Source organism: Chitinophaga arvensicola (assembly GCF_900110835.1).
Taxonomy (GTDB): domain Bacteria; phylum Bacteroidota; class Bacteroidia; order Chitinophagales; family Chitinophagaceae; genus Chitinophaga; species Chitinophaga arvensicola.
Genome location: NZ_FOJG01000001.1, coordinates 2,554,210 through 2,571,285, shown reverse-complemented (window position 1 = coordinate 2,571,285; position 17,076 = coordinate 2,554,210). Strand labels below are relative to the sequence as shown.

The following is a 17,076-nucleotide window of genomic DNA, read 5'->3' as shown; positions in this document are numbered from 1 at the left end:
TAGCAGATTTGGTTGATAAGGTACCCTGAATAACAAGCCGGGGGTGAGTCGTAATCACTTCCGGCCTTTTTTTACAGGCATACCGGTGGCCTAACAACTATCCTGTTGTCATATGAAGTAGTTTTTGGTTGATAAATAAAATTACCTGGCGGAAACGATCAGTGTCCGGTTTTCCAGGCGTGCGTTCACGCCGTAAACAGTTAATGCTTTTAATACATCAGATAAATATACATTCCGGTCTATCATACCTATAAAGCCGGTTTCCGGTAGTACTCCCTCTACTTTTATGTCTACATTATACCATCGTGCAATTTTTCTCAGCAACGCCTGCAGGTTGTTACTTTCCAATGATAGCTGCCCGTTTACCCAGGCCATGGCGTCGGCGGCATTGTCCACTTTGCTTACGGTTACCTGCTCCTGACCGGCGTTGGTCTGTGCCTGTTCACCGGGCTTCATGAGCGTACCGTTAATTCTTATTAATCCTTCTATCAGTGTCGTTTTCAGCACAGGTTCGTCGCTATAGGCATTCACGTTAAAAGCGGTACCGATATCTTCAATCACCTGTTTGCCGGCACGCACTTTAAAAGGTTGCTTGTCGTTATGCACTACTTCAAAATACACTTCACCGGTAATATCCACTACCCGTTCTTTGCCGTTAAAGCTGAGCGGATACCTGATAGAACTGGCTGCATTCAGCCACACATTGCTACCATCGGGCAATACCATCCGCCACTGTTTGCCATTGGCGGTGGTCACCTCATTATACAATGTCTCCTTTGCGCTTCCCTCATATTTGATCATCCCGTTTTCCTTTATCACTTTCACTTGTCCCTGTACCGCCACGGTGCCGTTGCCGGCACTGTCCAGCTCCAGGGTACTGCCATCCGACAAATGCAGCACCGCTCCATTGCTGCCCGGAGCAATGTCCTGTTTCGCGGCCAGTACCGGGGAAACAACGTTGCTGCTGTGTTCCATCCACCAATACATGCCTGCACCGGCCAACAGTAAAAAAATGGCTGCTGCTGCCATCCACGTCCTTGATGAACGCGGGCGCTGCTGCACTATTTTCACAACAGGTATTTCCGGACTTTTCTCCTCCGGCTGATGAATGTTTTTCAACAGCCGTTCTTTTATTTCGGCCTGCAACTCCCTGGTGTCCACACCACTGTGTACCTCTTTATTGAGATCATCCAGGCTATCCATATACATTTCAACAAAGCGCACTTCAGCCGGGCTCGCCTGCCCTGCCTCGTATTTCTTGAGTATGGATAGCAAATATTTCTGGTGCCAGTCAGAAAGCTGCATAAAACGCCTTTTTACTATAGTCACAAAAAAGGACGCATCTTCCCGGGAAAATCCATATTTTTTTTCTTAGCCTATAAAAACATGCAAAATGGTGAGGATAGTACCAAAGCGGGTACGCAAATGACGGAGAGAAAGACTTAAATTATTCTGGACGGTTTTGGGAGAAAGGTTCATCTCCACCGCTATTTCCTTTACGGACAGTTCTTTCAGGTAATACTGGATAAAGATCCTGCGCTGTGTTTCCGGCAGGGTGTCTATCCACCCTTCCAGCAGCTTTACAAAATCCTTTTGTTTTAAAAGCTGGTCGGCCTCATAGGGGGAAAAGAGCAATGTTTCGAATAAATCGAAAAAGGCCGGCACCTTATTACGGTTGATATAATTGATTAACCTGAAACGTACGGCCTGTTCCAGGTAAGCAGGTAAATGACTGATGGTTAAGGATTCCCGGCGTTTCCATATATCCAGGAATACATCGTGTACAATTTCTTTGGCTTGCTCCTTATCTGCCTGTTTGCGGCAGGCGGATTTATAAAGCTGGTTCCAGTAGCGATCATAGATTTCAGTAAAAGCAGCTTCGTCACTGCCATTCAGCAGCGCAATCAATTGCTCATCTGTGTATATATCATACTGGGACATAATAATAGATACAATGGTTGGTCCCCTAAAGATAATCTGTTTTCTTTCAGATGTTTAAAAGATTTTTTTGGGAGATAGTGCAATGCAGTGAAAAGATCGTATTATGACAAACCATGATCAGCACCGCACGGAAAATAAAAAACGTATCTGCCAGGAAAAATTATCTGTGTAAATAAATGTCAGTCAGATTACCTTTGTTCCTGTTAACTTATCCACTGTATATGCGTCCATTAAGAAACATTGTCTTCAAAACTTTCCTCTCCACCCTGATCTGTAGCATCGTCGTCTCCCTTATCTGGCTGGAAGCAGTAGAACTGACACCGAAGGCCAGGAAAAGCGACTTTTACGGATTAGCACATATTATGATAATATTTTGTTCATTTATCATGTCGCTGTGCACGCTCACCATTTTTATCAACAGGTTGGACACCGTAAGAAATAATGCCGTGCTTTCCGGCTTATCGTTTTTTTTCCTCCCTTTGTCGGTATGGATAGCCATAGGCCTCACTTCTTTTGACATACAGGAAATAAGGCTATGGGCGGTGGTGTTTATATCTTTCCTGCTACCGCTGACCTATTATTTCATTACCTACCGGAAACGGTTGTAGTACAAGACTTCCATCGTTCCGGCGGGGCCTCCGCTCCTGCATTCTTTGTTTGGATCATTTACTATTCCTATATTTAGGCATCAGCAACCATTATCATACACCAGCGTATATACACCAATTACAAAAAGAACATATGCCGTTTTTATTTAAGAACATGGCCGCACTTTTTAATGTTTATGCCTAATATCAGTTGATACGTTGAATAACGAATTACATAATGAACAAGAGCTGCTGATGCGGATTTCGGAGGGTGATGAAAAAGCCTTTGAAGCGTTGTACCGGCATTATTATGGACGCCTTAAACCCATTGTCGGGAAATATATGGGCGACCAGGTAGATGCAGATGATATCCTCCAGCAGGCTTTTTTAAAGGTCTGGCTCAACCGGGAAACTTTGCCGGAAATTGAAAACATCCATGCCTGGATCTATAAAGTGGCCTACCGCGAATACCTCATGGGCCTCCGGAAAAAACTCAGCTACGAAGCCCGTCTGAACAGGTATTCCGATACCCTGCACGCCGATCACTCACAGGAATTACCTACAGATGCCGCACACCTGGAAGACATCCGGAAACACATCGGTGCGGTGGTCAGCAATCTTTCTCCTCAACGGCGAATGATTTATGAACTAAGCCGGAATGAAGGCTTAAAAATTGCCGAAATCGCTGAAAAGCTTTCCCTGTCTACCCAAACGGTAAAAAATGTTTTGTTCCTGGTAATGAAAATGATCCGGGAGCACCTGGTCGCCGCCGGGTATGGACCACTGACGGTAATCGTGCTTTTAAAAATAATTTAACGATTTGATAGTACTACTTCTTTTTGAAGGCATCTTATTATTACAGGACGCCTGGAACAGGCACCCGGACTAGTTTCTCTTTTACATGAAGCATGAACAACTGACATATTTAATAGATCGTTTTGTCAATAAAACCATTACGCCGGAGGAAAAAGCGGCATTACTGGAATTATTGCAGACAGAAGACGAAACTACACTCGCCGAAACCGGCGTGGACGCCTGGTTACAGGAAAACCTGCCGGTCATGGAGATCCGGGAAGATGATCCTGTTGTCCGTCAGCACCTGGCCGCCATTTTATCGGCCGACAAAATCACCGGCTCCGGAAACACGCAGCAACAGGTGGTTTCCATTCATGCAAAACGCAGGTGGTACTGGGCCGCCGCCGCTGCAGCAGCTTTACTCATTACAGCAGGCACCTACACCTTTATTAAAAACCATCCTGCTACACGGAGCAACGGGCTTGCACAGTCTGCCACACCAAAGCTGGATATGCCCCCCGGACAACAGGGCGCTATCCTGACCCTGGCAGATGGCAGTCAACTGGTACTCGATACCGTGAAGCATGGCGAAATTGCTTCACAAAACGGTACAAAGCTCACCCTGAAAAAAGGGGAACTCAGTTATGATGCATCCAATGCGGCACAGGGATCAGTAGTGTATAATACCGTTAATACGCCCAATGGCAGGCAGTTTCAACTAACCTTACCAGACGGCACCAAAGTATGGATGAATGCGGGTAGTTCTATCCGTTATCCTAACTATTTTTACGACCACCAACGTAAAGTAAGCGTAACAGGAGAGGTATACTTTGAAGTTGCCCAACAGGCGGAAATGCCATTCATCGTAGACGTAGATCACCGCGCCGAAGTAGAAGTACTGGGCACACATTTCGATGTAAATGCCTATGGCAGCGGATCTCAGCAGATAAAAACCACCTTGCTCGAAGGAGCGGTACGGGTAAGTAAAGGCGCACAGAAAGCCACCTTACGCCCGGGACAACAGGCCCAGGTTGGCGCCTCCATCAATGTGATCAACAATGTGAATATCAACCAGGTAGTTGCCTGGAAAAACGGCTTTTTCAATTTTGAAAATATGCGTTTGGAAGAAGTGATGCAGCAACTGGAAAGATGGTACAACATAGAGGTCGTGTACGAAGGTGCTATACCTGATGTATCATTTTATGGTGAACTGCGCAGGGATTTGAATCTATCGGGCATTATAGCGGCTCTGAGCGATTCTGGCGTGCATTTTAGAGTAGAAGGCAACAAACTTATTGTGTTACCATAATACCGGTATCCGCCACATCCATTTTTTTACGGAAAGTATCTCGAGAACATATGTCCTCCGCGGGGACGCAGGTATCCTTTTTTATCAACTGAACCTCCGCCATCACTGAAAAGAAAGTGGCGGCTTTTAAAAGCTATGTAAATGGACATGATTCCTCCCGTGAACCGGCTGAAGGCCGGGGCCGAATTATTGCCGTACCTACGCAAACGTTTAGGGAATCCGGACAAATTTCAACCAATGATGAAACGCTTCGCCATACTGCTGGTAATAGCATTACTGGGATGGACACAACAGGCCGGCGCACAAACCATCACCTGGTCGGCAAAAGAAGCATCGCTGAAAACAGTTTTTGCGGAAATAAAAAAACAGACAAACTATACGGTATTCGGTAACGACAACCTGCTAAAGGATACCAAACCCGTTACCATCAAAGCCACCAACATGACGCTGGCAGACTTCCTCCGGAAAGTAATGGACGGCCAGCCACTGAACTACCGGCTGGATGGACAGAATATCATCTTTTTCGCACGCAGTAAACCGGCAGCGGATACACCACCAGCCAACCTGACCAACGTGGCAGGTAACGTGATGTCGGAAGATGGATACCCCGTTCCAGGCGCCACCGTGGCTATCAAAGGCGGCAGACGCGGCGCCCTCACCAACGAGAAAGGAATGGTCACCCTCGAAAATGTATCCCCTCCCTTTACCGTCGTCATCAGCAGCCTGGGATTTGAAAATGAAGAAGTGAGCGTAAAATCAAACCAGACCCAATTTGCCGCCAGGCTCAGAAGAAAAATAACAGAACTCGGACATGTGGAAATACGTAACGGTATGTTCACCCGCAGAAAAGAAGATTTCACCGGCTCCGCTTCCGTATTCACCGGCGACCAGTTAAAAACCATCGGCAACAGGAATATCCTGGAAAGCCTGAAAACACTGGATCCTTCTTTTGTACAGGTGCCCAACAACGCCCAGGGCTCCAATCCGAACGCCCTGCCCTCCTTTGAAATCAGGGGACGCACCAGCGTCAGCAATACTGACCTGAACAGCCAGTTCAGTTCCGATCCCAATCAGCCGCTCTTTATCCTGGATGGCTTTGAAAGTACCTTACAGGCCATTTACGACCTCGACATGAATCGTGTGGCTTCTGTTACCATCCTGAAAGATGCAGCTTCCACGGCCCTGTATGGCGCCAAGGCATCGAATGGTGTGGTAGTGGTAGAGACCAAACGCCCCGTAGCCGGCCAGTTACGCGTCAGCTATACGGCAGATCTCTCCCTCGATATGCCCGACCTGAGAAGCTATAACATGATGAACGCCGCAGAAAAGCTCGAATTTGAAAGACTGTCCGGCGTATACGTGCAACCAAACGATCAATGGAATACTGATCAACGCTATGCCACCAGAATGACCGCCGTACAATCCGGCGTGAATACCTACTGGCTCAGTGAACCGGTGCGACTGGGATTCAACAACCGTCACTCTATGCAGCTGAGCGGCGGAAACAACGATCTCATGTTCAGCGCCGGCGCCTCTTACGGCACACAGGAAGGCGTCATGAAAGGCTCTTCCAGGAATGCCTGGAACGGAAATTTCAATCTCACCTACCGCAAAAGCCGCATCAATGTATCCAACCAGATGAACGTATCCGGCGGAAACGGCGTGGCCTCCCCCTATGGCAACTTCTCCGACTTTGTAAATGCCAGCCCGTATTACCTGAAAAGACTCAACGACGGCAGCATTCCCAAATACCTGGACACTACCGGCCTCACTCTGGTAAACCCACTGTATAACGCCTCGCTGTTCAGTATCAATAAATCGCCCAATTTCAATTTCTATGATAACGTAGCGGCTATTTATACGATCAACAACAACTTCCGGATACAAGGCGGCTTACAACTGGCAAAAGGCACCTCAGATCAAATCACTTTCATACCGCCGGATAACACGCAGTTCAACGGCGCCGATGCCATGCAGAAAGGAAGCTATGCCAACTCCCATACCTCCAATACTTCCTACAGCATGAACCTCATGCTTACCTGGGCCAAAGTGACCGGAAAACACCAGATTAACGCCAACGGACGTACGGAAATGCAGCAGAACAGGTCGGAGAGTACCGGATTCACCGCAGTAGGGTTTCCCTACGGCACCAATGGTAATCCTTCCTATGCTTTCCAGTATACACCTTTCAGCCGCCCCAGTGCGCTCACTACCACCTCCCGTAGTGTTGGTTTCCTCGGTAGTGTGAACTATGTATATGATAACCGCTTCATGGTGGATGCTACCTACCGCCTCGATGGCGCCTCCGTATTCGGCTCCAATAAACTCTTCAAACCTTTTGCTTCCGGTGGTATCGGCTGGAACCTGCACCGCGAAAACTTCCTGAAAGAAGTACGCTGGATCAGTCTCCTGAAAATAAGAGGCAACATCGGTATTACGGGCAACGAAAATCTCGGCCAGTTCACCTCCGTATCTACCTTCTCTTTTCAACAGGGACAAAACAATTTCGGACAGGGACTGAATATGCTTTCACTCGGCAACCCAAACCTGGAATGGCAGAAAACACGCCAGGAAAGTTATGGTATCGACTTCGGATTTTTTCATAGCCGGATCAGTGGTACGGTCGACTACTTCACCAAACTCACCGATCCGATGGCCATCGGTACCAGCGGTACCCTGCCTTCCTCTGCCGGCGTTAATTCCAACTATGTGATCAATCTCGGTCATCTCAATACCAACGGCTGGGAATTCAATGTCCGCTTCTCCCCTGTTTACAACATGAAAAAGAATATCGTGTGGACAATAGGCGTAACCGGTAGTGCTTACAAAAGTACTTACGGCGGACTTGGCAACTCCCTCGCCCTGCTGAACAATAAAAGCGACAGCTTAAGCAACCGGGGTGGCAAAGCCGCATTGAACAGCCTCACCAGGTATGCAGATGGCTATAGTCCGGATGATATCTGGGCCGTAGTATCAAGAGGTATTGACCCCGCCACCGGAAGCGAAATCTTCCAGAAAAAAGATGGCTCGCTCACCTTCAACTACGATCCCACACAGGTAGTAAGAGTAGGTAATACCAGACCCACCATCCAGGGCGTGATCAACACCAGCTTCAATTATAAAAACTTCCTGTTCGGCGCCGCCATCCGGTACAGCATGGGCGGATATAAACTGAACAGCGCCGTATATACGAAAGTAGAAAATGTGGCTAACCTGCTCGACAACCAGGACAAACGCGCACTTTATGACCGCTGGCAGAAGCCCGGTGATGTCAGCCAGTTCAAAGCGATCTCGTCTACCACAAGCACACCGATGTCGTCCAGGTTTGTGGAAAAGGATAACTATTTCAACGGAGAATCCTTCAACCTCGGCTACCGCGTAAGCAAAGGATGGATCAGGAAAATAAAGATGCAGTCGCTAAGTATGAATTGCTACCTGAACAATATCTTCTGGCTGGAAAGTATCAAAACAGAAAGAGGTACCAGCTATCCGTTCGCCAGAACAGCCTCTTTCAGTGTTAATGCTTCCTTTTAATTAAAAAGTTCCTGACATGAATATAAAGTCAATCACGATATTAACTGCAGCCTTTACTGCCGGCGTACTGATGACAGGATGCAAGAAATATCTCAGCGTGCAGCCGGAGTCTTCTTTTACGAGCGACCAGGTATTTACCAACGAACGGGCAGCACAACAGGCATTGAACGGTATCTACAATTACCTCGCAGACGCCAATTTATATGGCAGTAATTTAAGTACCATCACCATCGAAATACTGGGACAGCGTTACTCCCCGCCCAGCCTGGGCGGTACCAGCAACTATACTTACCTGCGTCAGTACAACTATACCAACAGCCTCGTACAGCCTACATTTGATCAATTATGGCAAAAAGCCTACGGCACCATTCTCTATGCGAATGAGTTTATTCCGCAGATGGACCGTATGGTGAAAGAAGGTACCCTGACGGCTGCACATGCCAGCCAGATGAAAGGGGAAGCACTGGCCATCCGTGCAATGGTACACCTGGACCTGCTGCGGCTTTTCGGCCCGGTATACAGTGCATCACCCACCGCTATTGCCATCCCATACTACTCAACAGCCAACGGGCTTTCTCAGCCTATCCTCCCTGCCAACCAGATCATGGATAGTGTGCTGGCAGATTTTACCAGGGCAGAACAATTGCTGTCGGCCGATCCGGTCATTACCCAGGGCATTAATAATACCCAGGACTTTTACAGCGGTTTCCGGAACCAACGACTGAACTACTATGCGGTAAAAGCACTGATGGCACGTGCCTACCTGTGGGCCGGAAATAACGCCGCCGCACATGACGCTGCACAGGCAGTACTGACACAGGGAGAAAAATGGTTCCCGTGGACCAGCAACGCCGCCATCACTTCCGCCAATACGCCTGACAGGGTATACTCACCAGAAATCCTTTTCGGTTCCTACAACCAGAATATGTATACCACCTACAACGCCATCTTCAGTTCTACCCTGCTGGCAACACAGGTAATGACCGTGAATACGAATGGAGTGGATAAAATCTTTGAGTCGAATAAAAATGACTACCGGTATAACTACTGGTTCAACAGCAGCCCCAATGGCTTCCTGTCGTTCGATAAATTCAAGGATATTCCGGATCCTGCCAAAACCTGGCGTTTTGTGCAGCCCCTGGTCCGGAAAACAGAACTGTATTATATCCTGGCGGAAACCGATGCCGCACTGGCCATTCCTTTGCTCGATACCGTAAGAACCCATCGTGGTTTACCCATACTGGCATCTTCTGCAAATGTATCCACCGAAATAGCAAAGGAATACCAGAAAGAATTCTGGGGAGAAGGACAGCTATTTTTCTACTACAAACGCACCAACGCCGCCAGGGTACCCAGCGGCACCAGTGCCACCGCCACCGTTGTGCCGGTATATGTAGTACCACTGCCACTTTCGGAAACTTCTCCGCGTTAACAATTAAAACCTGACAAATGAAAAAGCCGATATACATATTGATATTGTTCGCGATAGCCGGCGTTTTTGCCGCCTGCAAAAAGCAGCAATTAATGACCTATAATGCGCCTGATAATATTTATTTCTTCTATAAACGCAACAACGTACGACTGGATACCATGGACTTCTCCTTCGCTTACAGTCCGCTCAGCGTTACCGACAGCATCGTTAAAATTCCGTTTACCATCACAGGCGTGCCGGTAAACAATGACCGCGAATTTGTGGTGACGGTAGATCCTTCCAGTACGGCGAAACCAGGCGTAAACTTTGTATTACCAGACAAATTTGTACTGAGTGCAGGTAAACTGGTGGATAGCTTTTCCATAAAGCTGATCCGCACCAAAGATTTACAAACCAATACCCTGTCGCTCAGACTGAATCTCAACGCCAACAATAATTTTCAGATAGCGCTCAAAGACATCGCCAGCGCTCCCGGCGTCAACGCCCTGTCTTTCAAGATCAATATTTCAGATGTACTCAACCAGGGAAGCTTCTGGTCAGGCGTCTATAGCACCTACTTCGGCACTTTCAGTGTGAAAAAACTCCGCCTGCTCAACCAGGTGGCCGGTATGCCTTTAGACTATGTGATTAATGGCATCTATGATCTCAACCTGAACGCCCGCTGCGCATTCTGGGCCATCAGCATGAGCCGGTACCTGAAAGATCAACAGAATGCCGGCACCCCGGTATACGACGAAGACGGAACGCTCATGGTTATGGCGCCGAGTTATCAATAATCAATTTCCTGATTTTCCAAATGGTTCATTATGACAAACAAACTATTTAAATATACAGGGATCCTGGCCATCATTATCCTGTTCTTATCCTCCTGCTACAAGGATATCGGCAACTATAGCTATCACGATATCAACAATGTGCAGCTGGGAAATATTGATACCGCAAACGGCTATACGGTATTCTTCAATGACACCCTGAAGGTAACACCTGATATCAGATCAACGCAGAACGTAACCGCAGAGGATGCTTATACGTACCTGTGGAGTTACCACAAAAGTTCCTCTGTATCTACCATCGACGATTCCCTGCTGGCAACCACCCGGAACCTGGCAGCGAAAGTGACCATGCCACCCGGCAACTATGTGCTGATGTATAAAGTGACCGACAAAAAAACCGGGGTAATGGTACACATGAAAACCACGCTTACCGTTTCCACCGAAGTATATGAAGGCTTCATGGTATTGAGTGACGTGAATAACCAGTCGCGGATGGACATGTTATCTTACGTAAAAAAGACCAATACTTTTAACCAGTATACAGATGTGTTCAACAGGGTTAATTCCACTGTACCCATGAACGGTACGCCTTACCAGGTGCTCTGTATGCCATACGTGGGCTCCAATGTGGCGGCACAGAACTACGGTATTTTCGTGTTGAATGCTGCTGGCACCAATCGCGTGAACCAGGAAACATTTGCCTGGAATAATACCTACAATATCCGCTACCTGGTAGTAGGAAATATTCCGTCCAACCTCGTGGCTACAAGGTTAACAGGCATCACCACCGGCGCTTACAGCTACCTGATCTACATGTACGGACCCGATAAAAACATGTATAGCTATTCTACCAATGCCGGTTATGCTTTCCGTTATTCACCGGTAAATGTATACGAAACAGCCGGTACGCCTTTCCGGGTGTCGCCCTATGTAGCCACCGATGGTACCAGTTCCCTGTTGTACAATATGGATAAGAAAACATTTGTGACCGTGTCCAATCCATCCGCCGTTACTGTAACAGATGCCATCCCCGCACTGGGTTATCCGACAGGCCTGGATCTGCTGTATATGGAATGTATCTACTATGCGGAAGCAGGTATTAAACCTAATACCTATGCGGTATTGAAAGACCCGGCCACCCAAAAGGTATACCTGCTTAACTTCCTGATGCGGCAGGCGCAGACTTATTACCAGGAGATGACAGCAACAGATATCGGCCAGGCTACGAACTTCGCCGCCAGCCCGGATCATAATTACATCTTCTACAGTGTGGGCGGTAAATTGTATGAATATGATATGTACCTGAAGAAGAGCATCCTGATGGCAGATTATGGCAACAGCCTGATCACCCACCTCTCCTTCCCGCATATTTCCTCCCGCTATGGAAAACCCAATTATATCACCTGGAGTAAATCATTGCTGGTAGGTTCCTATGACCCTGCCGGTGCGAAAGACAGTAACGGAAAACTTGAATTATTCACCATCTCTGATATTAATGCACCACTGGTTAAAACCAACTCCTGGACAGGCTTTGGTAAAATTGTGAGTGTAGGCTACAGGGACAGATAAACAATATCCATATACAGATGAGCTAAAGTGCATGGCTATGGCCATATCGCCATTGCCATGCCTTTTCACAAACTAATTCTTTAAAATAACCTGTTATGATACTTCACACAACAAAAACATTGCGCGCCTTTGCCATCTGCTGCTTCGGCCTTTCGGCACTCCACGCACAGGATAAACCGTTTACCCTGCGGGCCGGTATGGGCAATAAAACAGACCGGGCATTACTCGTCAGGTATAGCCTCTCGGCCGGGCAAAACAAGGACTCCCTGTATGCAAAAAACGGGGTAATGACTTTCAGCGGCCAGGTGAACAACGAACGACAAAAAGCGCAGCTCATCACCTATGATGCCACTAACAATATGATGGCCAATGTCATCTTCTATCTCGAACCCGGTAATATCATCATTACAAAAGATACGATTGGTAACGGTTACACGCTATCCGGCACCCCGCTGAACCGCGATCTGAACAGCTATAACCAAGTGTTCAACAGCCTGATCGGAGCGCATATGCCGGGGCAGGAACCAGGACAGATAGTGATGGAAGACCGGCGACTGGAAGTCATCCGCCGCTTTGCGAAACAACATCCGGGTAGTGCAGTAGCACTCGACGCACTGGATGAATATGCTGTACACAATAAAAAGCCGGCATCTATCGACTCCGTATATTCCCTCTTATCGGCAAAACTCAGATCATCTTCCACAGGCCAGCAGATTGCCGACCGGATGAAAGGCATGCAAACCGCTACTGTAGGCAATCCTGCACCGGCATTCCGTTTGCCGGACACCAATGGCAAAATGGTTTCCCTCTCCGACTTCAAAGGTAAATATGTACTGGTCGATTTCTGGGCTACCTGGTGCGGCCCTTGCATGGCAGAAATGCCCAACCTGAAAACAGCCTATGAAAAATTCCACGATAAAAATTTTGAAATCATCGGCGTATCACTGGATCGCCCCGATTCAAAAGCATTGTGGCTGAAAGTAATCAGCAGGGATCAACTTACCTGGCCACAGGTAAGCGATCTGAAATGGTGGAACAGTAAAGCAGCCCTGCTGTATAACATCTCTTCCGTTCCCGCAAATTTCCTCATCGGACCAGATGGAACGATCATCGCCTCCAATCTACGGGGAGAAGCACTGCAACAACAACTATCTAAAATACTTTAAAGCACCCATCAGATGAAAAAAAACTGGATCGTGTTACTGGGCTTATTTCCCATGACACTGATGGCACAGGGCAAAAAATTTACCCTGTCAGGTAATACCACCCAGGCCGAAAACTGCGGCGTACTATTCAACTATATTGGCCCCGACAACCAGGTAAAAAAAGATACCGGTTTCGTAAAAAACGGTCACTTCACTTTCAGCGGCACGGCCTTCGATGAACGGATCATGGCCCAGGTGATCGTATTTGCCCAGCCCCGCGATTACTCCCTGCTGTTCTACCTGGAACCCGGCAATATCCAACTGGATATAATGGGCGATAAAGTGAAAGACCAGCGTGCAGGTACACCACTCAACAAAGAACTACAGGAATTTGTGAAGATGGAAAACGCCGCGCTGGACACCCTGAACGCAAACCGGAAACCAACAGCAGCACTCACCATCTACCACCCGGATGCACAGCCCACCATACTCCATGTAATCAGGAAATATATGGAAAAGCATCCTCATAGCGTGATTGGTATTGACCAGATGGTCAACGTAGCACGTGTATACAAAAACCCGCCAGCACTACTGGCTGTCTACAACCTGATGGATAACGCTGCACAAAAAAGTAAACAGGGCATACAGGTTAAAACCATCATCGACGGTATGCCATCACCCGACTCTTCCGGCAAATAAAATAAAAAACAAACCATGAACTATAAAATCATCTTACCCACCCTGCTGTCTATCGGCTTTTCTATACAGGGTTACAGCCAGCAGATGACATATACACTGGATGGAACAATAGCAACTGATTCCGTGCTGAAAGGAACCGTATACATCATCGGCAAAGGCATCAAAAAAGACAGTGTAAAACTGGTCAACAACAGGTATCACTTCGAAGGAACCATGGAACAACCCGGCTTACAAGCCTATGTAGAATGGTATGATATTCCATTGGAGCAATTGATAAAAAGTGGCTCTACCGATTGGAAAGACCGCAGCATGGGTTTCTTCCTGGAACCGTCCCACGTCACCATTACCCACCCCCTGCCTTTCTCCAAAGGGAAAGTAACCGGCTCGCATATGCAGGCCGAAATGGAAGCAGTAAAGGCAGATGTAAGCGCCAACAACGACATCGACGGCGCCGTAAAAAGAACAATTCTGTCGCATCCCGCATCATGGCTGAGTTACCTGTTACTGAAAGACCGTGCCAAAACACTCGGTGGCATCCTGTCCGACAGCCTGTATAAAACACTCGCCCCTTCATTGACCAAATACGAAGAAGTACAACAACTGGGTACATTATTGCATGGCGCCGCCAATGTAGGCATCGGGCAAACAGCACCGGATTTCATCATGCAGGATACTACCGGCAAATCCATCTCCCTGTCATCCTACCGGGGAAAATATGTACTGGTAGATTTCTGGGCCAGCTGGTGCGCTCCCTGCCGCGCAGAAAGCCCGAATCTCTCCGCTGCGTACCGCAAACTGAAAGACCGTGGCTTTGAAATTCTCGGTATCTCCCTGGATATACCCGCCTCTCAGAAAGCGTGGCTGGCAGCCATTCAGAAAGATGGTCTTACCTGGACACAGGTATCCGATCTGAAAGGATTTGATAGCCAGACAGTGAAAGACTGGGGCGTAGCTTCTATTCCCTCCAACTTCCTGCTCGATCCGCAGGGTAAAGTCATTGCCGTCAATATCAGGGGCCTCAATGCTTTCTGGGACCTGGCGCGACTTGTACAACCTGTTACCACCACTCATTAAAACAGCAACATGTTAAAACATATTCTCATCGCCATCACGGCGCTGGCGCCCATACAACTGATGGCACAGGCAGAAAAACCTTTTACCGTTAAAATTGCCTGTGGAAATGAATCCGCAGAAAAAGCGGAACTGATCCATTTTACCCTGAGCAAAGGTGCCCGCCGGGATACGGCATTCGCCAACAACGGACAGATTACACTGAAGGGCACCGTAGATGCAGAAAGACAAAAGGGCCAGTTGCTAATTAAACTGGGACAGCAGCAACACTCCTATCTTTTTTACCTGGAGCCTGGTACGATTAACATAAAATATGACCCGGCAACCCAAAAGTTTCATGTGGCAGGCACCCCGCTGAATAACGATCTGGAAGCGTACAACCAGTTATTCTATCATTTCCTGGATACCCTTCACTCAGATCGTAAAGGAGATGCCAACTATCAGTTCTCGCCACTGGTGATGGAGAAAAAAATTGCCGTAGTGGCGCAATTTGCCAAAACACACCGCAATAGCGCCGTTAGCCTGGATGCATTGAATGAATACGCCATACGCGGCAAAGACGCCGTAAAGGCCGAACAACTGTTGAAGCAACTATCTCCCGCCCTGCAAAAATCCGCCATCGGTCTGGAATTGCAGAACCGCATCAAAGGCATGAACACCCTGCAGATAGGCAACCAGGCACCCAACTTTACCATTCCTGATACCGAAGGAAAAAACGTTTCCCTCTCCTCGTTCAAAGGGAAATATGTACTGGTAGATTTCTGGGCCACCTGGTGTGTACCCTGCATCGCAGAAATTCCCCACCTGGTAAAAGCATATGATACCTATAAAAATAATCGTTTCGATATTGTGAGTATCTCGCTCGACAGACCCGATTCCAAAGCACTCTGGTTAAAAAGGATCAAAGAGTATAACATGACCTGGCCACAGGTATCTGAACTGAAATGGTGGAATGGTACTTCTGCTTTGCTGTATCATGTCAACTCCGTGCCTGCCAACTTCCTGCTGGACCCTACCGGTAAAATCATTGCCATGAACCTTCGCGGGGAGCAACTGGCACAAAAACTGGCGGAACTGATTCCCGGTGTGGTGCCAAAGACAGACGGCAAATTTACCATCAACGGCAGGATCGTTTCAGATACCGCAGTAACCGGGAAAATTTACCTGTCGTATGAAGATAATGACCAGGGACAACGCGACAGCGCCGAAATTATCAACAATACCTATCACTTCAGCGGTACGATGAAAGACGGTGCGATCCGGACAGTGATTACGCTGGAAGACAGAAGGCTCCCCAACCGGCAGGGACGTTTCAAAGGATTGGCACAATGCTACATCGTTGCCGGGCAAACCACCACCATTACACATAGCCCCAGGTTCTCTGACCTGGAGGTGGGCGGTTCCCCCGTACAAAACGATGCCACTGCCTTTGAAGCACTCCGCAGAAAACATGAGGTGCCCGAGAAAGAACTGTACATCTCCTTTATTGCGAAACATCCCGCTTCCTGGTATAGCTTTGCCTTGCTGGAAGAACGCGTGATCCGCGCCGGAGATATGAGCACGGAAGAGGCAGACAGCGTGTACCAGCTACTCAGCGCTGATCTGAAAAAATATGAGAAAGTACACAACCTGAAGTTGCTCCTGGACGGCCGTAAAGCAACCGTAATCGGTAACAAGGCACCCGACTTCTCCCAGCACGACCTGAATGATAAAATCGTGCGTTTGTCTGACTACAAAGGCAAATATGTGCTGATTGATTTCTGGGCCAGCTGGTGTCATCCCTGCCGCGCAGAAAATCCAAACGTTACGGCTGCCTATCACAAGTACAAAGACAAAGGGCTGAATATCCTCAGCATCTCCCTCGACGGCTCCCGTGACAAATGGCTGGAAGCCGTAAAACATGATCAGCTGGAATGGACACAGGTATCGAACCTCCAGGGTTTCAACGATGAAGTAGCGGTGAAATATGGTATTCATTCCATTCCGCGCAATTTCCTGATCGGCCCCGATGGCAAAATTGTGGCTATGGACCTGAGAGGAGACGACCTGGATAAACAACTCGGCAACTTTTTTAAATAATAACACCAGCAGCTGTTTGTTGAAGGAAAGCCGCTTCATAATTGATGAAGCGGCTTTCTATAGGGGATCATTTCTGAGAGCCCAGCCCTAGTTAAGCCCTATCTAAAATATAGTTCCCCGCCACATAACCCATCCCTATAAA

13 protein-coding genes are annotated in these 17,076 nt (G+C 47.8%); 11 read left to right on the top strand and 2 right to left on the bottom strand.

Going from position 1 to position 17,076, the window contains the following annotated elements:
* Positions 1 to 141: 141 nt before the first annotated feature.
* Both BMW79_RS10785 and BMW79_RS10780 read right to left on the bottom strand, forming a co-directional pair.
* Positions 142 to 1,305, bottom strand: coding sequence for a FecR family protein (locus BMW79_RS10785; protein ID WP_089894395.1), 1,164 nt, complete (start codon positions 1,303 to 1,305; stop codon positions 142 to 144).
* Between the two features lie 66 nt (positions 1,306 to 1,371).
* On the bottom strand, positions 1,372 to 1,941 hold the full coding sequence (locus BMW79_RS10780) for an RNA polymerase sigma factor (protein WP_089894392.1): 570 nt from the start codon (positions 1,939 to 1,941) through the stop codon (positions 1,372 to 1,374).
* A gap of 221 nt (positions 1,942 to 2,162) precedes the next feature.
* Here BMW79_RS10780 and BMW79_RS10775 point away from each other — a divergent pair, with 221 nt between their 5' ends.
* From BMW79_RS10775 to BMW79_RS10725, 11 genes are all read left to right on the top strand, one after another.
* Complete coding sequence (locus BMW79_RS10775; RefSeq protein WP_143059124.1) at positions 2,163 to 2,549, top strand: hypothetical protein; 387 nt, start codon at positions 2,163 to 2,165, stop codon at positions 2,547 to 2,549.
* Positions 2,550 to 2,747: 198 nt separating this feature from the next.
* Positions 2,748 to 3,344: an RNA polymerase sigma factor gene (locus tag BMW79_RS10770; RefSeq protein ID WP_089894387.1), complete on the top strand. Its 597-nt coding sequence runs from the start codon at positions 2,748 to 2,750 to the stop codon at positions 3,342 to 3,344.
* 85 nt (positions 3,345 to 3,429) lie between these two features.
* Complete coding sequence (locus tag BMW79_RS10765) at positions 3,430 to 4,632, top strand: FecR family protein (RefSeq protein ID WP_089894383.1); 1,203 nt, start codon at positions 3,430 to 3,432, stop codon at positions 4,630 to 4,632.
* Between the two features lie 237 nt (positions 4,633 to 4,869).
* Positions 4,870 to 8,166 carry a SusC/RagA family TonB-linked outer membrane protein gene (locus BMW79_RS10760; protein ID WP_177192113.1) on the top strand — a complete coding sequence of 1,099 codons (3,297 nt, stop codon included), beginning with the start codon at positions 4,870 to 4,872 and terminating at the stop codon, positions 8,164 to 8,166.
* 16 nt (positions 8,167 to 8,182) lie between these two features.
* Entirely contained in the window at positions 8,183 to 9,598 is a 1,416-nt protein-coding gene (locus BMW79_RS10755) for a RagB/SusD family nutrient uptake outer membrane protein (protein WP_089894378.1), read from the top strand.
* A 17-nt stretch (positions 9,599 to 9,615) separates the two neighbouring features.
* Positions 9,616 to 10,374: a DUF4843 domain-containing protein gene (locus tag BMW79_RS10750; RefSeq protein ID WP_089894374.1), complete on the top strand. Its 759-nt coding sequence runs from the start codon at positions 9,616 to 9,618 to the stop codon at positions 10,372 to 10,374.
* 30 nt (positions 10,375 to 10,404) lie between these two features.
* Positions 10,405 to 11,940, top strand: a complete 1,536-nt coding sequence (locus tag BMW79_RS10745) for a PKD-like family lipoprotein (RefSeq protein ID WP_089894371.1) — start codon at positions 10,405 to 10,407, stop codon at positions 11,938 to 11,940.
* Between the two features lie 95 nt (positions 11,941 to 12,035).
* On the top strand, positions 12,036 to 13,106 hold the full coding sequence (locus tag BMW79_RS10740) for a TlpA disulfide reductase family protein (protein WP_089894367.1): 1,071 nt from the start codon (positions 12,036 to 12,038) through the stop codon (positions 13,104 to 13,106).
* Positions 13,107 to 13,118: 12 nt separating this feature from the next.
* Positions 13,119 to 13,784 carry a DUF4369 domain-containing protein gene (locus tag BMW79_RS10735; RefSeq protein ID WP_089894364.1) on the top strand — a complete coding sequence of 222 codons (666 nt, stop codon included), beginning with the start codon at positions 13,119 to 13,121 and terminating at the stop codon, positions 13,782 to 13,784.
* Between the two features lie 15 nt (positions 13,785 to 13,799).
* Positions 13,800 to 14,858 (top strand): TlpA disulfide reductase family protein, encoded by a 1,059-nt coding sequence (locus tag BMW79_RS10730; RefSeq protein WP_218150300.1) that lies wholly within the window; start codon positions 13,800 to 13,802, stop codon positions 14,856 to 14,858.
* A gap of 9 nt (positions 14,859 to 14,867) precedes the next feature.
* Positions 14,868 to 16,934, top strand: a complete 2,067-nt coding sequence (locus BMW79_RS10725; RefSeq protein WP_089894360.1) for a redoxin domain-containing protein — start codon at positions 14,868 to 14,870, stop codon at positions 16,932 to 16,934.
* The last annotated feature ends 142 nt before the right edge of the window (positions 16,935 to 17,076 follow it).